Origin of the sequence: Neptunomonas phycophila (assembly GCF_001922575.1) — a bacterium.
Lineage (GTDB): Bacteria > Pseudomonadota > Gammaproteobacteria > Pseudomonadales > Balneatricaceae > Neptunomonas > Neptunomonas phycophila.
Genome location: NZ_MRCI01000001.1, coordinates 149,657 through 174,725, shown reverse-complemented (window position 1 = coordinate 174,725; position 25,069 = coordinate 149,657). Strand labels below are relative to the sequence as shown.

Sequence of the window (25,069 nt, the reverse complement as noted above, 5' to 3'; positions counted from 1 at the left end):
ACTTAAAATGCTTGTGGGTTCTTTGCCTTAGCACGAGCTACTTCACGAGTAATTTGGCCTTTTTGTACTAATTCAGTCAACGACTGATCAAGCGTTTTCATTCCATGAGACGCGCCTGTTTGTATTGAAGAATACATTTGTGCCACTTTATCCTCACGGATAAGGTTGCGAATCGCAGGAGTGCCAATCATTATTTCATGAGCAGCCACACGACCACCATTAGTTTTTTTCAATAATGTTTGAGAAATAACCCCTTGTAAGGATTCAGACAACATAGAGCGAACCATATCTTTTTCGGCCGCAGGGAAAACGTCAATAATCCGGTCAATGGTTTTAGCTGCAGATGTCGTATGCAAAGTACCAAACACTAAATGCCCCGTTTCGGCCGCGGTTAGCGCTAAACGAATCGTTTCAAGGTCTCGCATCTCACCCACAAGGATAACATCCGGGTCTTCACGCAACGCTGAGCGCAACGCATTCGAAAAGCTTTGCGTATCGCGATGTACTTCTCGCTGGTTAATAAGGCATTTTTTACTTTCGTGTACAAACTCGATGGGATCTTCAATAGTTAAAATATGATCCGACCGGTGATCGTTCACATAGTCAATCATCGCCGCTAACGTTGTACTTTTACCTGAACCGGTTGGGCCTGTCACTAGTACTAAACCCCTTGCTTCATTTGATAGGTCTTGAAAAACCTTACCCATCCCCAAATCTTCCATGGTCATTACTTTACTTGGGATGGTACGAAATACAGCCGCTGCTCCGCGGTTTTGGTTGAATGCATTGACACGAAACCGCGCTAAACCGGGCACTTCAAACGAAAAATCCGCCTCCATTGTATCTTCATACTGTTTGCGGATTTTATCATTCATGATGTCATAGATAAGTGTGTGGACCTGCTTATGCTCTAAGGCTGGCAACTTAATTCGTCGGACGTCACCATCAACACGAATCATAGGTGGCATACCCGCTGTGATGTGCAGGTCAGACGCGCCCTGCTGTACTGTAAATGAGAGAAGTTCTGTAATATCCATTGTTTCTTATACACCTAGGGCTTACTTATTTCCTTGGCTTACTTCAAAATAGGTAGAAGCATTACCACACAATATGTGACCATTTAACCAAAGAATACTGTTTTTGAATACGACCTTATGTCAAGCATAGCAGAGAACTACTCAAGCATAGGCCAGCAAATCAAACTGGCCACACAAAAAGCAGGACGTGACGCCAACGCTGTTACTCTGTTAGCTGTGAGCAAAACACGAACAGCCGAGGATATTCGCGGTTTGTATCAGCTTGGGCAACGGCAATTTGGCGAAAACTACACACAAGAAGCACTCGAAAAAATAGCCGCTCTTAGTGATTTACCGATAATCTGGCATTTTATTGGCCCAATACAGTCCAATAAAAGTCGAAGTATCGCTGAGCATTTCGATTGGGTTCATAGCGTCGATAGACTAAAAATAGCTCAACGCCTTTCAGAGCAAAGGCCTTCATACCTGCCAGCTCTCAATATTTGCGTTCAAGTGAATATTAGTCACGAATTGTCCAAGTCAGGATGTTTACCTGAAGCAGCTGAAGCACTGCTGAACCAAATAGCCGAACTGCCAAACTTATCACTGCGAGGCTTAATGGCTATTCCAGCAGCAACCACTGATAAAACCGAGCAGCGCCAAGCACTTGCCAGTATGAAACACCTCTTTGAAACGCTCCAAAAAAAGCACCCGTCCTTAGATACCCTTTCTATGGGGATGTCTAACGATATGGAGATAGCAATTCAAGAAGGTGCTACCATGGTGCGCATTGGAACTGCCTTGTTTGGACCCCGTTCTTAAAGAAGAAACGAGGCTCAAACACCGCATATCTTTATTTTTAATGAATAACCGGCTTTAACAGCCATGAGGTATTTTTTGTGACTCAGCCAGCAAAGCAACCTACTCTTGCATTTATCGGCGCAGGCAATATGGCACGCGCTATTATTGGCGGCCTACTTAAAACAGGTTTCCCCGCTGATCGTATATGGGCCAGTGAACCAACCTTAGACCGTATGGATGACTTAAAAGCACAAGGGCTGAATACCACTGACGATAACGCTGTAGCCGTAAAGAATGCTGATTTAATTGTGTTGGCCGTCAAGCCTCAATTATTGAAAGAGGTCTTACTTCCCTTACAGTCAGCCGCTAGCACTGAAGACAAACTTTTTGTATCCGTTGCGGCTGGCATTACTTGTGACAGCATCAACCAATGGTTAGGGGGACAACAAGCCATTGTTCGTTGTATGCCAAATACCCCAGCATTAGTGGGTATGGGCGCGAGTGGATTGTATGCAAACGCCCAAGTATCTGAAGAGCAGAAAACTCAAGCCGACTCTGTTCTTTCGGCTGCCGGCATAACCGCGTGGGTGGATGAAGAGTCGTTACTACACGCTATTACCGCGGTATCTGGCTCTGGGCCTGCTTACTACTTCTTATTCATGGAATCCATGATTAGTGCCGGTATAAAACAAGGATTATCACGTGAGGTGGCGACGCAGTTAACACTGCAAACGGCACGAGGCGCCGCTGAAATTGCGTGCACAAACGACAGTACGCCGGCTGAGCTATGTCGCCAAGTGGCGTCTCCTAAGGGGACAACCGAGCAAGCCATTCTGTCTTTTCAGTCACAACAGTTAGACCAGGTGGTAGAAAACGCAATGGCCGCTTGTGCTGATCGCTCGCACGAATTGGCTAAACTATTAGGCGAGTAATCTTGTCGTTTGAGCCGTAATGCCAAGAAAACTTGCTTACGGTTCATTCATCCCCATAAAGACACTATACTGCGAACAACTCAGGCCTATTTAAAGGATAGATCCAGCTATGGGAACCGATCCAATATCATTGATTATCAGTACATTCGCTCAACTTTACATACACATCATGTTGGTGCGTTTTTTGTTACAAATTTCTGGAGCTGACTATTACAACCCACTATCCCAATCGATAGTAAAAATTACGCAGCCGGTACTGACTCCGCTGCAACGCCTGCTGCCAAAAGTAGGACGGATTGATATATCGCCTCTTATTACCGCCTTTGTCTTAGTTGTGGCCCTTTATTGTGTTCTTCTACTCATTAAAGGATATGCTTTGCAAGAAGGCTTAGGAATCGTCCTGCTTTCGAGTGTTGCTTACACCATTAACGCTATCCTTAATATTTATTTTTACGCTGTGATTGGCTCAGTCATTATTAGCTGGATCGCACCGGGTAGCTACCACCCAGCCCCACAGTTAATTATGCAATTAACCGAGCCTCTGTTTAAGCTTTTCCAAAAAGTCATTCCACCCATTGGGGGCCTTGACCTATCGCCTATTTTTATATTTTTGGCTATTCAGCTTATTCAATCTCAACTAGCGCAATTAATTATTCGTCTGTATTAAGTGATGGCTGCCGTGAATGCTTATCTTAATATAGACAATACAAACCAAGCTTTAACGTTGAGCCACCCCGTTCAGCGTAGAGCGTTTTGCAACGAGCGCCATGTGCCGCTGCCTACCCGGCGGTGCAAGCTCCTTATATATGAGATGTGATGTCCGACTAATTCACTTTTTATTTTTTAGTCGAGGAGCACTCTGATGCCACAAAAAATACCAACAGACTCTATTGGTTACGTCATTCCCCAAGCCATTGATTTTACCGAACCCCTAGCGCTAGCATGCGGGCGAACGCTTGATGCTTACCGTTTAATGATTGAAACCTACGGCACTTTAAACGCTGACGCCTCTAATGCCATTTTGATTTGCCACGCCCTATCAGGCCATCACCACGCAGCCGGATTTCATGAAGGTGATAGCAAACCGGGTTGGTGGGACAGCGCTATTGGCCCAGGAAAAGCCATTGATACTAATAAGTTTTTTGTAGTTTCGTTAAACAATTTAGGAGGCTGCCATGGCTCAAGTGGGCCTAATCAAATAGACCCCGCCACAGGGAAACCTTATGGCCCCGACTTTCCATTGATGACGGTTACAGACTGGGTTGAAAGCCAAGCGCGATTAGCCGACCGTTTAGGCATCCAACAGTGGGCAGCCGTTGTTGGAGGAAGCTTAGGGGGTATGCAAGCATTACAGTGGGCTATTTCTTACCCAGAACGCTTACGTCACTGCTTAGTTATCGCCTCAGCGGCTAAACTTTCGGCGCAAAATATCGCGTTTAACGAAGTAGCACGCCAGGCCATTTCAAAAGACCCGTGTTTCCACAAAGGGCGCTACTATGATGTGGACGATGTCCCGCGCACCGGACTCATGCTGGCCCGTATGGTTGGCCATATTACTTACCTTTCTGACGACGGCATGCGTGATAAGTTTGGCCGCGAAATGAAAACAGGTAAACTCATGTTCGACTTCAATCCGCAGTTTGAAGTTGAATCATACCTGCAATACCAAGGTGAGCGCTTTTCGACGTCATTTGATGCTAATACCTATCTTTTAATGACAAAAGCATTGGATTATTTTGATCCAGCAGCCGAGGCTCAGCACGATTTAGCCAGAGCGCTAGCCCATGTAAAAGCAAAATTTTTATTGGTATCTTTTACAACAGACTGGCGGTTTTCGCCGGAGCGCTCACGTGAAATTTTAGATGCGTTAATCGACGCCGGAAAAGATGTGAGCTACGCCGAAGTTAATGCCCCTCAAGGCCATGATGCCTTTTTACTACCTATTCCTCGCTACATGGATATTTTAAAAGCTTATATGTCACGTGTAGAAGCCGACATACCCGCAACATCCTCCACAACCGCTGAAGTAGAGGCCTAATCATGCGTGCCGATCTTGATATTATCCGTGAGTGGATTGCTCCGTCGACCCGAGTCTTAGACCTAGGCTGTGGAGATGGGGAGCTATTGCACCATCTAATCCAACAAAAGCAGGTAAGAGGTTACGGTCTCGAAATTGATCACAGCAATATAACCACGTGTATATCCCGTGGAGTCAATGTGATCGAAAAAAACATAGACGAAGGCTTAGCCACACTGCAAGACGGTAGCTTTGACTCAGTTATCATGACTCAAGCGTTACAAGTCATGAACCACCCAGATTTGATTGTTGAAGAAATGTTGCGCATCGGCAAAGAGTGTATTGTCACCTTTCCTAACTTTGGCCACTGGCGGGCCCGCTTCTATCTTGCTTTTCGCGGCCAGATGCCTGTATCGAAGTTTCTACCGTACACTTGGTACAACACACCTAACATTCATTTTTGTACCTTTAAAGATTTTGAAAAGCTGTGCGTTGACCAGAATATTCGCATTCTTAACCGCACCGTGGTAGACAATGAGCACCGTGACCGTTGGTGGAACCATTTATGGCCCAACATGCTCGGTGAGATTGCGATTTACCGTATCACGCGTTAATGCGTGAATAACGGTTCATCAAGGCAGACCGAGGATACCTACATGAAAACAATGATGACCTACCTTACCCTTGCGCTAACCGTGGTGATATCCAGCGTTATGCCAACGGCACAGGCTGAACAAACCATAGAAACTGAACAGTACATCATCCATTACAATGCCTTTAACAGCACCTTTATAGCACCCGAGGTAGCTCAGGCAAACAATATTGTTCGCAGTAAATATTCTGCCATGCTCAACATTGCTGTCATGAAAAAAGACGCAAACGCAGAACCTAAGCCCGTTAAGGCACTCATTAATGGCGAGGTTACGAACCGCCTCCAACAGCTTCAAGCTCTGCGTTTTTCTCTCATTAACGAAGGGGATGCAGTGTATTACCTAACTAGCTTCACCTTTGCAGATGCGGATACTCTCGATTTTACGATTACAGTGCAACCGGACCCGAATAAAGAGGCGATCACGCTGCGCTTTGATCAACAGTTTTTCACCGATTAAATAGGCCAAATTTATGACTGACCGTATCGTACTTGCCAGCGGCAACCAGGGGAAACTTAATGAATTTAACGAAATTCTGAGCCAGTTCCAGATTGAGGTTGTTCCACAGTCATTGCTGAATGTTGATGATGCCGATGAAACCGGCTTAACCTTTGTCGAAAATGCCATCATCAAAGCACGCCACGCCTGTGAGGCAACGGGGCTGCCTGCATTAGCCGATGACTCGGGCCTAGAAGTGGATGCACTTAACGGTGCCCCAGGCATTTATTCTGCTCGTTTCTCAGGCCCAGGCAAAGGTGACCAAGCCAATAACGCGAAATTACTCGAATCTTTAGCCAATGTTGCCGAACCTCAACGAACGGCCCGTTATCGTTGTGTTTTGGTGTATATGCGTCACGCTAAAGACCCAATGCCACTTATCTGCCAAGGCACGCTTGAAGGCCGTATTTTAGAAGCCCCTCAAGGCTCCTTTGGCTTTGGTTATGATCCATTATTTTTGGTGGCAGGCACCGATCAAACGGCGGCACAATTATCTCCGCAGGAGAAACACCGCATCAGCCATCGCGGTAAAGCTGTTAAACAATTTTTAGCGCAGATCGATAGTTACCTGTAAGCTGTAACCTTCCCGTTTAAGCCTTTTGAAGCCCTATATGCACACACTACCACCTTTATCTTTATATATTCATATTCCGTGGTGTGTGCGTAAGTGCCCGTATTGCGACTTTAACTCGCATGCCGTTAAAGAAGAAATCCCCGAAGCCGCCTATGTCGACGCCGTGCTTAACGACCTACGCGGCGAACGAGCAGCCGCTCAGGGGCGCTCAATTAGTACTATCTTTATAGGGGGCGGCACACCTAGTCTCTTTAAGCCTGAGGCGATAGATCGCATCTTAACCGCAGCAGATCAAATTATCCCGTTCCAAAACAACATCGAAATCACCATGGAGGCGAACCCGGGCACGTTTGAACAAGCACGTTTTGAAGGCTTTAAGCACGCGGGGGTTAACCGCCTCTCTGTCGGTGTACAGAGTTTTAATACTAACCATTTAAAAGCCTTAGGCCGTATACATAGCAGCACTGAGGCCCGCACGGCGATCAGCGCCGCAAAAGACATGGGGTTTGACCGCCTCAATATCGATTTAATGCATGGCTTACCCGATCAAAGTACCGAGCAAGCCTTATTGGATTTAGAAACCGCCCTCGCATTACAGCCTGACCACCTATCTTGGTACCAGCTCACAATTGAGCCAAATACCGAATTTCATGCCCGCCCGCCCGTCGTCCCTGAAGACGAGCAATTATGGGATATTCAGCAAGCGGGGCAAGCTTACCTAGCCCAACACGGGTTTACGCAATATGAGGTCTCGGCTTACGCTAAACAACCCGCTTCGCGAGCACAACATAATCTGAATTATTGGCAGTTTGGCGACTATTTAGGGATTGGCGCAGGCGCTCACGGCAAGATTACTTACCCACAGCAAGATAAAATTGTGCGGCGCTGGAAGCAACGCTCGCCCAAAGCCTACTTAAACGCCATCACACCGTTAGGGGGAGAGCATGAAATTGCCCATGAAGACCGCCCCTTTGAATTTATGATGAATGCATTAAGGTTAATCGATGGCGTTGACGAAGGGCTGTATAGTTCTCATGCCTTACAGCCTATTGAAACCATCAAAGCACAACTCAATCAGCTTCGTCAGCAAGGCTTACTAGACAAACAACGGTTGCAAACAACGCATAAAGGCCAGCTCTTCCTTAACGACGTTTTAGAAAGCTTTCTGGTCTAGCACGACCTTGATTATCGGCGCCTTCAGCCTGTTACAAACAGGCTCGGCGACGCTGATTAATAGACGCAACCGCGGCGGGGATCTGTGACAAACATGTCACATCGGCAGTTGCTTTGGGGCCACCAGGCCACTTTTCACCTTTGAGATTCACCCAAATAGTCCACATCCCTACCTCAGCCGCTCCTTGAACATCGGCTACCGGGTTATCACCAATATGGATGACCTGCTCTGGACGCAAGTTCTGCGCCGCTAAAACTTGCTCAAAAATATCAGGATGCGGCTTTTCAACACCGGCCTCATCAGCATTGAGCTGGAAGTCCATGCAATGGCCTAAGCCCACTTTATAAATGCTGGCATTGCCATTGCTAATAGCACCTACTTGATACCCCTCCTTTTTGAGACCTTCTACCATGCTTAGTGCATGCTCAAAAAAGCTGACCTCTTGGCGCGCATCGTAAAATACGCGAAAGCTAGCCTCGACCAAATCCACTACTTGCTCCTTCGGATAGCCTGCTTCAAGAAAGCCAGCTTCCAGAGCCGCAAGGCGAACCTGAGTAACACTGTGAGCAATATGCGGAGACGCTTCTACAACCTTAGTCCGTAGCCTGCCCTTTATATCTTCAACGCTGTGGCGTTCAACAAATAACGGCGCATTAGCTTGCATCCAACTAAACAAACGCTCATTAGCCACTTCAATGACAGGGTCAACAGCCCACAAGGTATCATCCAGATCGAACGTAATACATTTAATCATCTTTTTTCCGTGCTCTCGGGTGTGCTTTTTCGTAAACATCCATTAAGTGTTGAAAGTCTAAATGGGTGTACACCTGTGTAGTAGAGATATCTTCATGGCCAAGTAGTTCCTGTACTGCACGTAAATCACCACTAGACTCCAACACGTGGCTGGCAAAACTATGACGTAAACGGTGTGGGTATACTTTACCCTGCGTATGCATACGCTTAGCCCAGTGATCAAACCGCAATTGCACACTGCGCACTGTTAATCGCTGGCCTTTTTTAGCAATAAACAGCGCATCTTGATCTGGCCCCGTATAACTGGCCCACGCTTGTCGATGGGTGATCCAGAGCTGTAATGCACTGACCGCCATGCGGCCCACGGGTAACATTCGAGTTTTATTGCCCTTACCGGTAACAACTAAGCTACCCGCTCGTAAATCGACATCATGAATATTCAGGCTTACTAACTCTGACACCCGCAAACCAGACGAATATACCAGCTCAAGCATGGCTTTATCTCGAGCCGATATAGCATCCTCAACAGGGAAAGACAGCAGATGGCTTAGCTGGTCAGTATCGAGTGTCTCTGGCAAGTGCCTGCCCGCTTTAGGCGCTTTAACTCCCAAAGCAGGGTTAGCATCACTGAGGCCTTCGGCTACTAAAAAGCGATAAAAGCTACGGATAGAAGATAGCTGACGCTGAATACTCTTTGCACTGAGTTCATCACGATGAAGCTCAGCAATAAACGCCCGAATATGACGCTCGCTGACTTGGCCCCATTGGTCTATTCGGCTGTCGGCAACAAAGTCCATCAAACGCTCTAAGTCTCGTCGATAATGGAGTTGAGTATTAGCTGCTAATTGACGTTCACTGTGTAAGAACGTCATAAACTGATCGATTAGCGGCGCTAGGCGGTCAGAGAATGACGTGGAGCTTATCATGCCGGTTCTTCGTGCAGAATCCGACTAACAACGCGGCTTAATACTTCACCGACATAGCTTAGGAATAATGTACCCTGGCTACGTTGGAAATAGTACGGGTCGTGACTACCTATTGCCAACAACCCAATCGCGTCGCCTTTAACTAATGGCACTACTGCCGCCGAATGAACCTCATTGGCCTCATCACCAAATAAAAAACGGTTTTCAACTAACTGCAGTTGTCCACAGGTAGGGAGGTTAGTTTTAATCAAAGACTCGACAACGCCCGCCGTTGAACGAGGGATCATTGTTAAGTTATTTACATTGAGAGGCTGATCGGCAAACAATACCAATGAGGTGGCATCGCCATAAAAATCACGACACAAGCTTTCTTCCAATGCGACCGCTACATCATCTAACGTAGCCGAATCCAAAAGAGCAAGAACCATGCGTTTAGTCTTTTCAAACTGAGAGTCATTATGGCGAGCGATATCAATCAGATCTCCCATATGGAGTGTCAACTGTCGGTTACGTTCGCGTAATAAAGATGTTTGACGCTCTACAAGAGAAACGGCCTTACCCGCGTTATGAGGGACACTCATCACCTCTAACAAAGCGGGATGACTCATGAAGAAGTCTGGGTTCTTGCCCAAGTAGTCAGCCACTTGTTCAGCATCTATTGGCATAACTTCGGCGGCGGCCGTGTCGTTCGTTAAGTGATCGTCATTTGGGGTGTTGCGCGTGTCATCTTGGCTCATAGGTAAATTTGTCCTTCAAAAACACTCGTCGCGGGACCTGTCATTATAACGGGGTCGATTTCGCTGCCTTTCCAAGAGATTTCTAAATCTCCACCTGGTAAGTGCACAGTGACATGGTTATCAAGAATACCTTGAAGCCGCCCGGCTACAACAGCCGCGCATGCACCTGTGCCACAAGCTAAGGTTTCTCCTGCTCCTCGCTCAAAGACACGCAGGCGTATCTCCGAACCGGAAACGACCTGCATAAATCCAATATTAGCTTTCGCCGGAAACTGAGGGTGCTTCTCCAATAATGGTCCTAGCGTTTCAACAGGCGCGGTATCGACATTATCCACGACCAACACGCCATGAGGATTGCCCATGGAAACAGCCGATAGCGATACAGTCTGACCGTCAACATCAACCTCATAAACAGCACGCTTTGTGTCTGCGATAAAAGGGATTCCTGACGGGGACAGCACGGGAGGCCCCATATTGACCTCAACCAGATTATCATCACGTACATTTAAAATGGCACGCCCTTGCGCTGTTTCTACCACAATTTCTCGCTTGCAAGTTAATCGCTTATCCAGCACAAAACGAGCAAAGCAACGAGCCCCATTACCGCAATGCTCCACTTCCGAGCCGTCGGCATTATAGATGCGGTAGCGAAAATCAACATCGGGATCACTGGGCGCTTCTACAATTAGCAGTTGATCAAACCCAATACCAGTATGCCTATTCGCTAGCCATTTAACTTTTTCCTCACTGAGGCGCACGCGCTGTGTAACGAGATCAATCACCATGAAATCATTACCTAAGCCGTGCATTTTCGTAAAACGTACCAACATAGCTTACAACTCGTCTCAGTTACCCGCAGGCAATGTTTGTTCACCACGCATAATGTCGTGCAGTGTCTCACGGGCACGTACTTCGTATACGTTATTATCGTCAACCATAACTTCAGCGGCGCGGCCACGAGAGTTATAGTTTGAGCTCATTACAAAACCGTAAGCACCCGCTGAGCAAACCGCTAGCAAATCGCCCGCTTCGATCGTAAGCGCACGATCTTTTCCAATGAAATCGCCTGTCTCGCAAATAGGGCCAACAAGGTCATAGGTTACTGGTTTGCCTTCCTCTCTAACTGAAACCGGTATGATCTCTTGGTAAGCGCTGTAAAGTGCCGGGCGGATTAAATCATTCATAGCCGCATCAACAATCGCAAAGTTTTTACTCTCGTTGCACTTTAAAAATTCCACTTGGGTCAACATCACCCCAGCATTAGCCACAATAGAGCGCCCTGGCTCAAAAATAAGCCCCAGATCACGGCCCTCTAGCTTTTTGAGCACAGCGCTGATGTAATCTTGCGGCGAAGGCGGTACTTCGTCGGTATAACAAACGCCTAAACCACCTCCCATGTCTAGGTGCTTTATTACAATTCCAGACGCTGCCAGTTTATCTACCAGCACCAACAGCCGATCCATAGCATCCATAAAAGGAGCTATTTCTGTTAACTGGCTACCTATGTGGCAATCCATTCCCACGACATCAACATGTTGCATAGCGGCTGCTTTCGCGTAGATACGCTCAGCTTCATCAATAGCAATACCAAATTTATTATCTTTTAAACCCGTAGAAATGTACGGATGTGTTCCGGCATCAACATCAGGATTAACACGGAACGAAATCGCGGCATTAATACCGCACTGGCCCGCGACATCATTCACACGATCAAGCTCTGCTTCGGATTCTATATTGAAGCAGTGAATTCCGACTTTTAGTGCACGCTCAATCTCGTGAGCTTGCTTACCGACACCAGAGAAAACGATTTTTTCAGGTTTACCGCCAGCCTTTAGTACTCGCTCTAGTTCGCCCAGAGAGACAATATCGAACCCTGCACCCAAGCGCGCTAGCACATTTAGCACCGCCAAATTACTGTTTGCCTTAACGGCGAAACACACTAATGCATCGTGCCCTTCCAATGCTTGTGAATATCCCAAAAAGGCACGTTCAATTGCATCACGCGAATAAACATAAACGGGTGTTCCGAACTCTTTCGCTACGTCTGCAAGGGCGACGTCTTCACAAAAAAGCTGGTTGTTACGGTACTCAAAGTTATCCATCATATTTCTCTACTGCGACTAGACAGCGATCAAGCGTGATTGCGATGATATTGCCGGCTAGCTACTGGTTGATCGTGGCCGCTTCGCGTAACCACTCAAAGGGTCGTTAATTACATTAACTAAATACTATTCGGCGACAGCTTTGCTTGTCGCCTCAAGAGGCTGCGTCTCTTGCCCTTCTGGGGCTTTTTCCGCTTCAGCTTTGGGTAGATACAAAGGCCCTTTTTGGCCACAGCCTGCTAGCAAAAGTATACCTACGAATAAAATACAGCGCTGTTTCACGTTGAGGCCTGCTCATTCAAAAAAATTACTCTGATTATACCCTGTAATCTTGTCTAACTTGAACCTTATGAGCAGGCTAAGCCTCGGATCATTCCGGATTTTGCTGGTATACTAGCAACTACATACTTGCTCTTCGTACTTTTAGGACAGACTCCCGCCATGATGACAGAAAGCGAATTTTACGCCCTCGTAGACGAAACCCTGATTAGCGTAGAAGAAAAACTAGATGACGCTGAAACCGACTTGGACTATTTGATTAGCGGTGGCGTTCTAACCATTAAATGTGAGAATAAAAGCCAAATAATCTTCACTCGCCAGACTCCCGTCCGACAACTATGGCTAGCCACTAAAACGGGGGGATTCCACTTTGACTATGATGCTGAGCTTAAAACGTGGGTACGCGACAGCGACAAAGCAACTATCCGTTCTGTGTTTGAGGCGGCTTTTTTAGATCAAGCAGGCGAGTCACTGAGCTTTGATATTTAAGCGGCGATGAATAAAACAAAGCGCTTGTTCAGACCGGCGGGTTAATCAAGCGCTTTTCCACCTGTAGAAATAACCGGTCTAGCGCACCACGCTGAGATTCGGCATAGGCAAAAGCTGACGCCCCCATGCCCAACAACGGAGCGGGCTCAACCATCATAGAAGCCGTCTTTTCAAGCGCCTGGGACATCGATTCCACATAGGCCATACCACCAGATTCCACCATCGCATCGCAAATAACAGCAAAATTATGATGAAACGGCCCCATAACAACAGGTGTTTTCACGGCTGCAGGTTCAACAGGGTTATGCCCTCCTACATCGATAAAACTACCTCCCATCACCACTACATCAGCGGCCGTATAGAACAATAGCATTTCACCTAATGTATCACCGACCACAACACGCGTGTTGTCAGTAACAGACGCAGGCAAAGAGCGCCTCGCCACGGCCGCCATCCCCAACTGATCGACAAAGTATTGATACACAGACTCAAAACGTTCGGGATGCCGCGGGACTACCAGCAACAACAATTGAGGAAACCGAGCGAGCATCGACTGGCTCGCAGCTAAAAATTGAACCTCCTCATCTGAGTGGCTGCTGGCCAACATGCAAACAAAGCGCCCTGTAAATCGCTGTTTTAATAGCTCTCCCTCGCGCCGTTGGACAGGATCCACATGAATATCAAACTTGATACTGCCAGAAACCGCTATTCGCTCGTCAGGTACACCTAATTGACGAAAACGATCGGCATCAGCATCACTTTGTGCCACTAAATAGCTAAGGCGTCGCATCATAGGATAAGCAAGTGACTTTACACGATGATAGCCGCGTGCAGAACGAGCAGACAGTCGCGCATTAGCCACCATGAGAGGAACTTTCTGAGCTTCGCAGGCAGCCACCATATTCGGCCACAGTTCCGTCTCAACCACTAAACAGCCAAGCGGATTGAGCCGTTTGATAAACCGAAACAGCGCGTCAGGCAAATCATAGGGGCAATAAAAATGCTGTATATGATCACCAAATAACGATTCTGCGCGAGCTTTCCCGGTGGGAGTCATGCTCGTCATTACTATTGGCAAATCGGGATATTGATCCAACAAACGCTGAACCAAAGGAGCTATCGCAATTGTCTCACCCAGCGAAACTGCATGAATCCACAAGGGCGGTCCTGAGCGAGACGAGACTTTAGGAACAAAACCAAACCGTTGCCACCAGTTTCGACGGTAACCAGCAGACTCTCGCCCACGCCACCACAGACGTACCAAGAGTATTGGCACTGCAATATAGAACAAGCACGTATAAACGTATCTTGACCACTCACGCATGCTCTGGCGTGTCCTCAAACTGCAAGTTATGCAACTGCGCATAAGCACCATGTTGAGCAAGCAACTCATCATGGGTTCCTTGCTCAACAATCTCACCCTGATCCATAACCACAATAAGGTCGGCTTTTTCAATAGTAGAGAGTCGGTGAGCTATGACGAGAGTTGTTCTATTTCTCATCACGTGCTCCATCGCCGACTGAATATGGCGTTCTGACTCAGTATCCAGCGCCGATGTGGCCTCATCCATAATTAAGATCGGAGCATCTTTTAAAATAGCACGAGCAATTGCAATACGCTGACGTTGGCCGCCGGAGAGAAGTACACCGTTTTCCCCAACCATGGTGTGAAGTCCATCAGGCAACTTATCCACAAACTCCATCACATGCGCCGCTTTCGCCGCTTGCTTAATCTCTTCTTCGGGTTTGTTCGCTAAATCGCCATAAGCGATATTATCGGCAATTGTTCCGTTAAAAAGTACAACCTGCTGATTAACCAATGCGATCTGGCTGCGCAAACTGGCTAACGTATAGCTTTGTAATGACTGATTATCTAACGTAATTTGCTCTGCATTTGGCACGTCATAGAAACGCGGTAACAAACTCGCTAACGTTGACTTACCACTACCAGAGCGACCAACAAGCGCGACATTCTGGCCGGGCTCAATTGACAGGTTAATATGGTTTAATACATCTTTATCCGTATTCGGATAGCGAAACGACAGATCATTAAATGCAATAGCGCCGGCAACGTTCTTCGCAACCAAGGTACCATTATCATTTTCTGGAGATTCATCCAGTACTTCAAACAAGCTTTGCGCAGCCGCTATACCGCGTTGAATGACGCTATTAACATCCGTTAATTGGCGTAACGGTTTTGTTAACATGCCAGCCGCGGTAATAAATGCAATGAACTGACCGGTATTCATTGTCGACATAATAGACGGCTCCATTGCAAGGTACAGCAATAGAGATAACGCACAAGCCACCATCAGCTGTACAGCTGGGGTGCTTAATGATTGAGTGATCACCAATTTCATATGTTGATCACGGTTCTTTTCACTTACTTCAGTGAAGCGGTTCATCTCAAAATCTTGACCGCCAAACGTACGTACTACTTGATAACCCTTGATTGCCTCCGATGCCGTATTCGTTACATTACCCATTGAGTGTTGTAACTTCTTACTTAAGCGGCGAAAGCGCTTAGAGACAAAAGACACTAAAAAACCAATAAATGGGCCTAAAAATAAGAAAATTAGCGTCAACTTCCAATTCAGCCACAACAAATACCCAAACAAACCAATAACAGTTAACCCTTCTTGAATAACAACTTTCACGGCGTTGGTAGCCGCCCCTGTTACTTGTTCGACGTTATACGTTAGCTTAGAAAGCAGAGTACCCGAGCTATTAGCGTTATAGAACGTGCTCGGTAACTTTTGCATGTGAGCGAAAAGCTCTAAGCGTAAGCAGTGCACCAAGGTACGCGCAATACGTGTGATGAAATAGTTACCCATAAAGGTGCCAAGCCCTCGGATGACAAATAATCCAAGCACGCTTAGCGCCAGCCAACCACGATGCTCTATAGCGTTGTTCTCTATAGCTTGGACAACCGTTTCCATCCACTTAGCGAAGCCCGCTTGGGTGCTGGCATATAAAGCAAAGCCTGCCACACTAAGCAAAAAGAGTGGCCACTGGTGTCTTATGTAAGTCAGTAAGCGCAGATAAAGACGAAGACCACTAATTTCTCGGGTAGTTTGTTTTTTCATTATTCGCAACGTATTGAAATCAAAGACTGCATTGTACACCATAGCGATATCAAATCGCTGGCACTTGTTAGATCATACCTACGCAAATGATCGGTTATAGGGATCTGCTGCAAAACAGATTAGAATAGGCACCGAACGAGAACAATAGGTTAGTAAAAATAGTTGTTATGAAACAAAAGCGCCCAGAAAACTTATTGCATCCAACTTATTGGCCCACCTTCTTAGGACTTGGACTAGTTTGGCTTATTAACAGATTACCGCTACCAGCCCAACATAAGATCGGGCGGTTGCTGGGGCGCATATTGATGTGTATTGCTAAAGATCGTAAACACATCGCTGATACCAATTTATCACTCTGCTTTCCTCATTTATCCCCAAAAGAGCACAACCAGATGCTGAGTGATGTCTTTAAAGACCAAGGTATCGCGATGATCGAGTCTGGAATGGCATGGTGGCCTCAGCCAGAAAAGCTTACACCGCTGGGTGATATTATTGGCTTTGAGCATGTTGAAAAAGCTCAAGCAGAAGGGCAAGGTATCCTTTTCTTAAGCGGCCATTTTACCTGTTTAGATGTAACAGGCGGGATTTTAGCTCAACATATGCGCTTTGATGGAATGTATAGAAAAAACAATAACCCTGTTATCGAAGAGCTAAGCAAAAAGGGTCGCGAAGTATTTTTCGAAGAACTGATCGAGCGTGGCGATATCCGCCGTTTAGTTCGCCGCCTTAAAGACGGGAAGGCCGTATGGTATGCACCGGATCAAGATATGGGTATGAAGCTGTCTGTTTATGCGCCATTTTTTGGCGTGCCTGCCGCAACAATTACCGCAACGGCACGCATAGCTAAAATGTCCAAGGCTGCTGTTATCCCACTATCAATGAGACGCAATGATCAAGGTCGCTACATTATTGAAATGCTTCCGCCATTGGAGGACTTCCCTACTGGCGATGATGTAGCAGACGCCACAAAAGTGAACCAAGTAATAGAAAGCATGATCATGAAGGCACCTACACAATACATGTGGGTGCACAGACGCTTTAAGACACACCCGAAGGGCAAAGCCTTCCTTTACAAATAAGTAAGGCTTTACTCTAAGGCTCACTTTGGAATGGATAAGCCTAACTACGCTCTTTTTTTTCTTTTATTAATGTTTCGAATAAATTTTTGTATTTATTAACAATAACATCCATTGAGAAATTGTTATTAAACTCTGCAAAGCCGCTTTCCGTTAGCTTATCCGCTAAAGCAGTGTCAGACAGCACTCGATTAACCTCGGATGCACAAGCATTTACATCATCTATATCAAACAATAGTCCGTTTTCGTTATGCGTTATTAGCCAGGCAGGGCCGGTACTCGACGCCGCTACAATAGGCGTATTTGTTGCCCATGCCTCTAAAACCACATTACCTAGAGGTTCAAATCGCGATGGGAAAACGCATACATCGGCTAAATCAAACAATTGACGTATATCTTTTCGCAAACCTAAAAACTTAACGCGCTCGGATACACCTAATGAGTCGGCTAGACTTTTTAATTCGTTTTCTAACTCCCCTGTACCCGCTATCAGCAGTGTGGCGTCTGGGATCATAGGTAGTGCTTTAATAACAGTGTCGTGCGCTTTCTTTTGATGCAATCGACCTAAAGCCAAAAGCACCTTATGTCCTGTGGGTATTTCTGGAAGCGAGCTTGATATCTCTAACGTTTCGGGCAGATCACCAAAATTACTAATCATGCTCACTTTCGTTTCTGGCCAGCCATTTGAAACAACGTGATGAACTAAATCTGGCGTATTAACAATTAAATGATCACATTTTTTATAATTCTTTATGTCGTAATAGCCGCCTAGCCGCCCAACAACGACCGCACTTGTTGAAGGGCACTTTCTAGAAGCCCTATTTACCCAAGTAACAATAAGATCTGGCTCAAACTCTTTAACATGCTTTTTTAAAGAGTAATTATAAAACAGAGGCTTTTTTACTTTCCCCATAGGTAAAGTACTAAAATCCACACCAGAAGCTTGAAGCCTTTTCTCACGAGAAGGCTGCTCTTCAATAACAAGTCGCTGAGTAATACTGGCATCTTTGGCAAGCGCGGCTGCAACTTTTTCAAAATAAGTTTCGGCTCCAGCCTCTGATTGAGACAAAAGCATTTGCATTAATTTCATATTATATAGCCATCTCTAAGTTCTTGTTGTATTGCAAAATCAGCCCACAAGCTACCGATAATTAAGCATTCCTACTTTACTCGGCGCTTTCCCACTTTCACACTTAGCAACAAACTCATCTATACGATATTTAAAGCGTTCCACTTTGTTTGATACTGCACGTTTTTTTACAAATGTTGGGAATATCTGAAAAGGAATCGCTGATGCTGATCCAAGGCCGTCTATTACAACTAACCGCTTTATATCCTGATGAGCGCCTTGCTGTACGAGAACATTGTGGGTCAAAATATCTCGGGAAGGTATTAAATTGTGCTCCCAAAAACCGATCAAATCAGCAACCGCCTTCTTACAAGCATCAGAATAGCCATACTCCCAAATATACTGCTTGAGCGATAATGAAATACGCCCGTCATCATCTAAAACAAGCTCCGTTTCTAAGCCAGCCCCTAAGTCTGTTTCAACAAAGCCAAAGCATTGATAAATATGGCTAAATAAATCCCCACCAATCATTTTATGTAGGTCGGTAATAACTTTGAACTCTTCAAGGTTGTCATCAAAAGATGATAGAGGCTTTAAGTTTTTAGGAAAACCTTTCTTTCTACGGCAATCCTCTAGCGTAAAGTCAGGTCTTCTAACCTTGATACACCGGTTAGGATTATCCGGATGAACAAAGCACTGCCTGTTTCCTCCCTGAGCAAACGGGGTCAACTCTTTCAAATATAACGTCATACTTTACAGCTCATCCATAACACCCATAATCTTTCAAAACTCAACGCATCAAAAGCTGTCAGCTACTACAGCAATTCTTTTAATACTACTTCTTCATTACCAAAAAGGACTTTCTTTGCTCGCTTATAAGTACCAGGCATTTGCCCAAAATCAATAGCTTGGTATCCGTCAAGAGCCAAGTCATAAGCCATTACAGTAGCTGTAGGGCCAAGCACAATCAAAATCAGATATTCATCTTTATTATATTGCTTAACCTTATTAACTATTTCATCATATACTTCAAAAGCATTTTTTGCAGGCGCATAAACATAGTCTACACTTTCAACATTATTGAATAGCTCTTCTTCAAAAGTAAATCGGCTATTTTCACCTACAACCAATAAAATTTTACGGCCTTCCCAAAGTTTCTTAATTTTCAGGATACGATTAACCAAATTTTCTTTAGTGTTTTTTGGCAAACCACGAAACACTCCCATTGAAGGGTAACTTCGGTTGCTATCTAGTAAATTTAATACGGGTGAACCGATGCGGATAATAAACTTTTGCCAAATACGTCCCAAACTATCAAAGTCCCTGACGGGGTGAATGGCAACAAGAATATTAGGAACATTACTATTCAACACTTCAATTAACCGACTATTGAGTGAGTGGTTTACATCTTGAAATGACTTATGTTTCTCACCGACCATAAGCTTAAGCTCACCATCACCAAAACGGCAGATGCTACTTTTGTTTTCTAACAAATGTTGAATAGTCTCTTCTTCACTCCAAACTGCAGGGTATCGATCAACAAAGACTTGTATTTCATCTTTGTATAAACCAATTATTTTATCATCAAAAAACTCTCTACATTTCGCCCTTCTTTTTTTACTAAAACAGAAAATAGAAACAACCTGAGATGTTCGTCTTAAAAAAAAACGAGAGATTTTTCTAACCAAAATTTTCATATTAAACCTTCTCGCTCCAGCCCTTACAATTAACAATCAATCCAACAACAAAAACAGCACAATTATCTGCAGATATACCTTTGGAAAAATAAAAAAGCAGAAACCTATTCATTTAAATAAAAAAGTCTGACTGAATCGGAAATTTTTTCAACATCCCCCTTTTCAAGACCATACCAGATAGGTAACCGCACTAAACCAGAGCTCAAAGACGTAGTATATTGGTCAACTCCATTGAAACGACCAAACGAGCTACCTGCTGTAGCCGAGTGCAAGGGAACATAGTGAAAAACAGCCAATATATCATCATTTTTTAGATGTTCTATTAGCCTTGTCCGTTGCTCTAGATCCTTTGTTTTAAGGTAGTACATATGAGCATTATGGGTAAGGTTCTGCGGCACCGTAGGACGTTCAACATATCCTTTCTTTTCTAAATCTTTAAACGACTCATGATAGCGAGACCAAATATCCAAACGAAAGTCATTTATCTCTGTTACCCTTTCCAATTGCCCCCAAAGATAAGCGGCTTGCAGATCACAGGGCAAATAGCTGCTACCTAAGTCGACCCAACTGTATTTATCAACCATTCCTCGAAAAAACTGACTACGATTAGTCCCTTTTTCACGAATTATTTCAGCACGAGCAGAAAACTGTTGGTCATTAATAATTAGCAGCCCTCCTTCACCACCACTGGAGTAGTTTTTAGTTTCATGGAAACTAAAAGCGCCAAGATGCCCAATAGTACCCAAAGGTTTACCTTTATACGTAGACATCATTCCTTGCGCAGCATCCTCTATAACAAACAGATGGTACTTTTCAGCTATTGTCATAATCACATCCATTTCACAAGCAACGCCAGCATAATGAACAGGAACAATTGCCTTTGTTTTAGGAGTTATAGCTGACTCAATTAGATTTTCATCTATATTTAGCGTGTCCGGACGTATATCAACGAAGACTATTTTTGCACCCCGAAGGACAAAAGCATTTGCAGTACTGACAAAGGTGTAGCTTGGCATGATAACTTCATCGCCTGGCTGTATATCAATTAGCAATGCCGCCATCTCTAAAGCATGAGTACATGAAGGTGTTAGCAAAGCCTTTTCACACTTTAATTCTGTCTCAAACCAAGATTGGCAACGCTTACTAAATACCCCATCGCCAGAAATTTTATCGCTATGCATGGCTTGCAATACGTACTGGTCTTCATTACCAGTGTACGGGGGCTTATTAAATGGAATCATTGAGCTTCTCGCTTAAAAACTTTTTTTCGAGCTGCAGTAAACTTTTCTTTCTATCCTTTAGCCGCTTTGCAGGGCTTCCAACATAAATACCCCAAGGCATAGTACTTTTTAGAACCAAAGATAACGCCCCTATAGAACAACCTTCTGCAACTGTGACGCCGGGCATTATTATCGACCCGGCTCCTACTATAACATGCCTTTTAAGGAGAATTTTCGACTTAAATTCATGCTTATATTTTTGCGGCACGGTCGAATTCGTCATCGTCTCGCCCGAGTAATCGTCTGATTGAGTAAACACTTGTACTCGATATGCGAGTGCTGAAAAATCTTCTATGACGATTCCTTTCTCTCCACCCGCCAACAAACAAAATGGTGTGATGTGAACATAGGAACCTATTTTTATGTTTCCTGACACGACACAAAAATCATCAATTCTTGAGCTATCACCAATTTCTATGAGTTCAGGGTCGTAAATGCTAGCTTTATCGCTAATTTTTACATTTTCCCCTAAAAACTTAAAACCCATCTTCTCTAAAGAAGATCGACTGTAGTAAGCCATTTTATCCCTCAAATATAACTTTCAGCTGATCTGCCAACTTTTCTCGGCTGAAGTTTTCTCTAATTATTTTTTTATTAGCAATACGCTCATCATCCGTCAATAGATCTACCGAGAAACTACTAACATCATAAATATTTAACCCCAAAGAGTCTAAAACTTCCCAGGAAGTCACATCGCTTCTAAAATAAACTTTCTTCCCCATACCTAATAGCGAAATAATATTCCCCATACCTTGCTGCCTTTTATGGTTGAAAACTGCAATATCGATATCACCAAGGAACGCCAAGTATTTCTCAAAAGGCATAAAATCGAGCATAGGAAAAAACTTATCACCAAACATGTTATGCCCTGCTTCTATAATAGATGCAGCATGCTTTTTATTCCCATAAGACAATGGCGCATATATAGCTATATTTTCATCTTTATAGGGTTCTAGCATATCCAAAATATCAAAGTGATTATTACTAGGATCAGCTGAATTTCCTATTTGAATATTAATTTTTTTATTCGACTTTTCAGGAACCACAACCTCTGAAAAAAGGTTTGTAGTATACATAATACAGTTAAGGTGCTTTCCTTTAGCTCCATACCATTTTCTAGCCAACTCCACATCACCGTTAACGTAAGTAACAAGAAAACCTAAATCTCGTATAACCTTTCTTCTAAAAAATTCTAGGCGTCTCCATTTACTTCCTTTCTTAGGATCTTGGTACGTATATAAATCCTTTCCCCAGATCACCCAGTAACACTTTTTTAAAGACCATGGCTGAAAAAAAAGACAATAAATAACACGTTTATCGAATAGTCCATGTAAAACAACCCGATCAGCGCGCATCATTTTGCAATAGAGAGCAAATATTGAAAAAAAGTAGCTAATCAGCCCTTTTCCATAATGACTAATATTAGTCCTATCTTTATAAGGATATTTCTTTGAATTCCCCAGAAAAAAAAACTGTTGATTAGGGAAAACAGCTGGCATTTCGTCTGCAACGAAGTCGACAAACGGCGGTATAAATTTATTCAACTTCGCCACATGCAAAATATTTTTACTCATAAACAACCTAAGATAAAAGTTAATTTATATGCCGATAACTATCGACTCGGGCCCCGAATACTCCCATAAAGACACCAGCGTACCGACACATTTTCAAGAACGACTGGTTCCTTGCGAGCCCCCGCATCAATAGCGCCATCAGCAGCATTTTCAAAGCCGAAGCAACTACATGGAACGATGCTGACATGACAATACTAGTTTTGGAGCGACCTCGCTGAGACTTTCGCCAGGCATCCGTGATACCGGCCCTATATTTGCGTTTGGCCAGCCACTTAAGGGTTGCGCGTTGTTTTGGGATTGTTTCATACACAAGCGCTTCATTGCACTGGAAAATTTCAACCCCTTTTGATGTAGCCTGCGTAAAGAAAATAGTATCAGTTCCTCCTGCCAAGGGATTGCTTTCGTCAAATCGCAACTCAAGCTCCGTTACTAAATGGATAGGAATTAATACATTATCGGTAGCACAGGCACTCAGCGCTTCACCCGAAAATCGTTTTCCTCCTTTATAAAGACCCTGTATAGAAGGCGGCAAGTTATCAGGTAGTCGCTGTGAAACCTTTCCATGAACAACAGCTCTCCCACCTTTTTGAACACTGTAATTGTATAAATTAACCAGCCAGTCAGCGGTTACTATTTCATCATCATCAATAAAGACTATAAAATCAGCCCCATGTTGAATGCTCTCTTCAATGGCACGATTTCTTGCGCATGGAATACCTCTCTTGGCCTCCTGCATGTAACGAACAGTGAAAGGTAACGCTTCTGCTGCACGACTCACGCAACCCTCTGAGCTGCCTGATGCATCATTATCAATAACACTGATCGTCACAGTCACTTCATCTGGTACGTTAACGGCCACTAAGCTTTGCAAACAATCTGATAACATTTGTTCACGCATATAAGTACAAATACAAATATTAACGATGTGCATGACGTATCCAAACCCTTTGTAAATGATGCTTTTTCTGAGTAAACATATTAACTACTGATTTCTTAAAAAATAAAACAGGGACAAACTACCATAGTATCAACCTATTCTTTAGACAATCTGGGTAACTCCTGTAATAATTTCTCAAATTTTTGTTTCTAGAGATGCCTCATGACACTCAGCAAGCCATCATTGCACGTTTTACAAGTGTTACCCGCTCTCAATTCGGGTGGGGTGGAACGTGGAACGGTAGAGTTCGCTAATGAGCTAGTTTTAAGAGGCCACCGCTCTACCGTCATGTCAAATGGTGGGCAGTTAGTAAAGGAACTAGAAAATAATGGTTCGACTCATCTGCTTGTACCTGTGCATAAAAAATCACTAACCTCGCTCCTACAGGTTAGACGCGTACGACATATACTTAACGAACTTAAACCCGATGTTATTCATGTACGCTCACGTGCTCCAGCATGGATTATTTGGCTCGCATGGCGCAAGCTTCCCAAAGAAAACCGCCCTCGCTTAGTGAGCACTTTTCACGGTATGTACTCGGTCAATAAGTACAGCGCTATTATGGCAAAAGCAGAGCACTGTATTGCTATATCCAACTGCGTGCAGGACTACATGCTTACGAATTATGAGATTCCCCCGTCCAAAATCACAAGAATTTACCGCGGCCTTGATCCTAAATCGTTCAATTCCAACGCATGTAATCCGCAATGGAGAGCATCTCTTTTACAAGAGTGCCCAGAGCTTGAGAATAAAAAAATTATTTTGATGCCCGGCCGCTTGTCTCGCTGGAAAGGGCAAGAAGCTTTTATCAAAATGATGCATCTACTGATACAAATAAGGCCCGATTGCCATGGCGTTATTGTCGGTTCTGCTGAGCCTCAAAAAGAGCATTACCAATCTGAACTTCTCTCACTGACATCAAGTTTAGAGCTCGAAAATAATATAAGCTTTATGGGGCACCGCTCAGATATCCAAGCTTTCTATGGCTTTGCAGATGTGACCTGCCATATGTCTAATAAAGCGGAACCCTTCGGGCGCACAGTACCTGAAGCCTTGGCATGTGGTTGCCCCGTCGTCGCATTTGATCGAGGAGGTGCTAGCGAATCGCTCAACGCGGGTTTCCCTAAAGGCCTAGTGGAACCAGACAACATCCAAGCCTTTGCCCAACGTATAGCGGAACTGCTTGATACGCACCCAGAATTCTATTTACCCAAAGAGTTTTATCTCAATCAACAAGTAGACAACACATTAGGTGTCTATGAAAAGTTGCTCTCGAACGATGAACAAGCAAACTAAACGCAGACCTTCGAGCCTATTTGCTATACCTTAATTACATCAAATACACTGTAGTCAATTTCTAACAACCACCTATGGCTTACACTGTAGCAGCTACGGAACTTTA

27 protein-coding genes are annotated in these 25,069 nt (G+C 44.5%); 11 read left to right on the top strand and 16 right to left on the bottom strand.

Features of this window, described 5'->3' with window-relative positions; translation table 11 throughout:
* Nucleotides 1-2 precede the first annotated feature (2 nt).
* Nucleotides 3-1,037, bottom strand: coding sequence for a type IV pilus twitching motility protein PilT (locus tag BS617_RS00810; RefSeq protein ID WP_075171032.1), 1,035 nt, complete (start codon nt 1,035-1,037; stop codon nt 3-5).
* A gap of 117 nt (nt 1,038-1,154) precedes the next feature.
* Between BS617_RS00810 and BS617_RS00805 the strand changes: the two genes are divergently transcribed.
* The 8 genes from BS617_RS00805 (at nt 1,155) to hemW (ending at nt 7,662) form a co-directional block, all read left to right on the top strand.
* Complete coding sequence (locus BS617_RS00805; RefSeq protein WP_075171031.1) at nt 1,155-1,838, top strand: YggS family pyridoxal phosphate-dependent enzyme; 684 nt, start codon at nt 1,155-1,157, stop codon at nt 1,836-1,838.
* A 77-nt stretch (nt 1,839-1,915) separates the two neighbouring features.
* Nucleotides 1,916-2,749, top strand: a complete 834-nt coding sequence (gene proC / locus BS617_RS00800; protein ID WP_249263556.1) for a pyrroline-5-carboxylate reductase — start codon at nt 1,916-1,918, stop codon at nt 2,747-2,749.
* Nucleotides 2,750-2,858: 109 nt separating this feature from the next.
* Nucleotides 2,859-3,416: a YggT family protein gene (locus BS617_RS00795; RefSeq protein ID WP_075171030.1), complete on the top strand. Its 558-nt coding sequence runs from the start codon at nt 2,859-2,861 to the stop codon at nt 3,414-3,416.
* Between the two features lie 195 nt (nt 3,417-3,611).
* On the top strand, nt 3,612-4,787 hold the full coding sequence (gene metX, locus BS617_RS00790) for a homoserine O-succinyltransferase MetX (RefSeq protein WP_075171029.1): 1,176 nt from the start codon (nt 3,612-3,614) through the stop codon (nt 4,785-4,787).
* A 2-nt stretch (nt 4,788-4,789) separates the two neighbouring features.
* On the top strand, nt 4,790-5,380 hold the full coding sequence (metW, locus tag BS617_RS00785; RefSeq protein ID WP_075171028.1) for a methionine biosynthesis protein MetW: 591 nt from the start codon (nt 4,790-4,792) through the stop codon (nt 5,378-5,380).
* Nucleotides 5,381-5,422: 42 nt separating this feature from the next.
* The gene (locus BS617_RS00780; RefSeq protein ID WP_075171027.1) at nt 5,423-5,875 is read left to right on the top strand and encodes a DUF4426 domain-containing protein; all 453 of its coding nucleotides are present in this window, start codon (nt 5,423-5,425) and stop codon (nt 5,873-5,875) included.
* Nucleotides 5,876-5,888: 13 nt separating this feature from the next.
* Entirely contained in the window at nt 5,889-6,488 is a 600-nt protein-coding gene (rdgB, locus tag BS617_RS00775) for an RdgB/HAM1 family non-canonical purine NTP pyrophosphatase (RefSeq protein WP_075171026.1), read from the top strand.
* A gap of 37 nt (nt 6,489-6,525) precedes the next feature.
* On the top strand, nt 6,526-7,662 hold the full coding sequence (hemW, locus tag BS617_RS00770) for a radical SAM family heme chaperone HemW (protein ID WP_075171025.1): 1,137 nt from the start codon (nt 6,526-6,528) through the stop codon (nt 7,660-7,662).
* A gap of 31 nt (nt 7,663-7,693) precedes the next feature.
* Here the strand turns inward: hemW and BS617_RS00765 are convergent, their stop codons facing one another.
* The 6 genes from BS617_RS00765 to lptM form a co-directional block, all read right to left on the bottom strand.
* Nucleotides 7,694-8,416 carry an HAD family hydrolase gene (locus BS617_RS00765; RefSeq protein ID WP_075171024.1) on the bottom strand — a complete coding sequence of 241 codons (723 nt, stop codon included), beginning with the start codon at nt 8,414-8,416 and terminating at the stop codon, nt 7,694-7,696.
* Nucleotides 8,409-9,341, bottom strand: a complete 933-nt coding sequence (xerC, locus tag BS617_RS00760; RefSeq protein ID WP_075171023.1) for a tyrosine recombinase XerC — start codon at nt 9,339-9,341, stop codon at nt 8,409-8,411. The genes BS617_RS00765 and xerC overlap by 8 nt, the downstream gene beginning before the upstream one ends.
* A complete protein-coding gene (locus BS617_RS00755; protein WP_083609880.1) occupies nt 9,338-10,078 on the bottom strand; it encodes a DUF484 family protein in 741 nt (246 codons plus the stop codon). The genes xerC and BS617_RS00755 overlap by 4 nt, the downstream gene beginning before the upstream one ends.
* Nucleotides 10,075-10,908 carry a diaminopimelate epimerase gene (dapF, locus tag BS617_RS00750; RefSeq protein WP_075171022.1) on the bottom strand — a complete coding sequence of 278 codons (834 nt, stop codon included), beginning with the start codon at nt 10,906-10,908 and terminating at the stop codon, nt 10,075-10,077. Before dapF ends, BS617_RS00755 begins: the two co-directional genes overlap by 4 nt.
* A gap of 15 nt (nt 10,909-10,923) precedes the next feature.
* On the bottom strand, nt 10,924-12,180 hold the full coding sequence (gene lysA / locus BS617_RS00745) for a diaminopimelate decarboxylase (RefSeq protein WP_075171021.1): 1,257 nt from the start codon (nt 12,178-12,180) through the stop codon (nt 10,924-10,926).
* A gap of 126 nt (nt 12,181-12,306) precedes the next feature.
* Nucleotides 12,307-12,462, bottom strand: coding sequence for an LPS translocon maturation chaperone LptM (lptM, locus tag BS617_RS17965; RefSeq protein ID WP_083609879.1), 156 nt, complete (start codon nt 12,460-12,462; stop codon nt 12,307-12,309).
* A 159-nt stretch (nt 12,463-12,621) separates the two neighbouring features.
* On the opposite strand from lptM, the gene cyaY reads away from it, so the two are divergent.
* Nucleotides 12,622-12,948 (top strand): iron donor protein CyaY, encoded by a 327-nt coding sequence (gene cyaY / locus BS617_RS00735; protein ID WP_246283303.1) that lies wholly within the window; start codon nt 12,622-12,624, stop codon nt 12,946-12,948.
* Between the two features lie 28 nt (nt 12,949-12,976).
* Here the strand turns inward: cyaY and waaA are convergent, their stop codons facing one another.
* Together waaA and msbA are read right to left on the bottom strand one after the other, a co-directional pair.
* Nucleotides 12,977-14,272, bottom strand: coding sequence for a lipid IV(A) 3-deoxy-D-manno-octulosonic acid transferase (waaA, locus tag BS617_RS00730; protein ID WP_075171020.1), 1,296 nt, complete (start codon nt 14,270-14,272; stop codon nt 12,977-12,979).
* Nucleotides 14,265-16,034 carry a lipid A export permease/ATP-binding protein MsbA gene (gene msbA / locus BS617_RS00725; protein ID WP_075173369.1) on the bottom strand — a complete coding sequence of 590 codons (1,770 nt, stop codon included), beginning with the start codon at nt 16,032-16,034 and terminating at the stop codon, nt 14,265-14,267. The genes waaA and msbA overlap by 8 nt, the downstream gene beginning before the upstream one ends.
* A 167-nt stretch (nt 16,035-16,201) precedes the next feature.
* On the opposite strand from msbA, the gene lpxL reads away from it, so the two are divergent.
* Nucleotides 16,202-17,113: an LpxL/LpxP family Kdo(2)-lipid IV(A) lauroyl/palmitoleoyl acyltransferase gene (gene lpxL, locus BS617_RS00720; protein WP_075171019.1), complete on the top strand. Its 912-nt coding sequence runs from the start codon at nt 16,202-16,204 to the stop codon at nt 17,111-17,113.
* A 40-nt stretch (nt 17,114-17,153) separates the two neighbouring features.
* On the opposite strand, the gene BS617_RS00715 is transcribed toward lpxL, so the two are convergent.
* From BS617_RS00715 to BS617_RS00685, 7 genes are all read right to left on the bottom strand, one after another.
* The gene (locus BS617_RS00715) at nt 17,154-18,200 is read right to left on the bottom strand and encodes a glycosyltransferase (protein WP_083609877.1); all 1,047 of its coding nucleotides are present in this window, start codon (nt 18,198-18,200) and stop codon (nt 17,154-17,156) included.
* 51 nt (nt 18,201-18,251) lie between these two features.
* Nucleotides 18,252-18,929 (bottom strand): YrbL family protein, encoded by a 678-nt coding sequence (locus BS617_RS00710; RefSeq protein ID WP_075171018.1) that lies wholly within the window; start codon nt 18,927-18,929, stop codon nt 18,252-18,254.
* A 65-nt stretch (nt 18,930-18,994) separates the two neighbouring features.
* Entirely contained in the window at nt 18,995-19,876 is an 882-nt protein-coding gene (locus tag BS617_RS00705; RefSeq protein ID WP_075171017.1) for a GT-D fold domain-containing glycosyltransferase, read from the bottom strand.
* 104 nt (nt 19,877-19,980) lie between these two features.
* A complete protein-coding gene (gene rffA, locus BS617_RS00700; protein WP_075171016.1) occupies nt 19,981-21,117 on the bottom strand; it encodes a dTDP-4-amino-4,6-dideoxygalactose transaminase in 1,137 nt (378 codons plus the stop codon).
* The gene (locus BS617_RS00695) at nt 21,104-21,676 is read right to left on the bottom strand and encodes an acyltransferase (protein WP_075171015.1); all 573 of its coding nucleotides are present in this window, start codon (nt 21,674-21,676) and stop codon (nt 21,104-21,106) included. Before BS617_RS00695 ends, rffA begins: the two co-directional genes overlap by 14 nt.
* 1 nt (nt 21,677) lies before the next feature.
* A complete protein-coding gene (locus tag BS617_RS00690) occupies nt 21,678-22,730 on the bottom strand; it encodes a TDP-N-acetylfucosamine:lipid II N-acetylfucosaminyltransferase family protein (protein WP_075171014.1) in 1,053 nt (350 codons plus the stop codon).
* Between the two features lie 19 nt (nt 22,731-22,749).
* Nucleotides 22,750-23,661: a glycosyltransferase family 2 protein gene (locus BS617_RS00685; protein WP_075171013.1), complete on the bottom strand. Its 912-nt coding sequence runs from the start codon at nt 23,659-23,661 to the stop codon at nt 22,750-22,752.
* 168 nt (nt 23,662-23,829) lie between these two features.
* Here BS617_RS00685 and BS617_RS00680 point away from each other — a divergent pair, with 168 nt between their 5' ends.
* On the top strand, nt 23,830-24,963 hold the full coding sequence (locus BS617_RS00680; protein ID WP_083609876.1) for a glycosyltransferase family 4 protein: 1,134 nt from the start codon (nt 23,830-23,832) through the stop codon (nt 24,961-24,963).
* Nucleotides 24,964-25,069 lie beyond the last annotated feature (106 nt).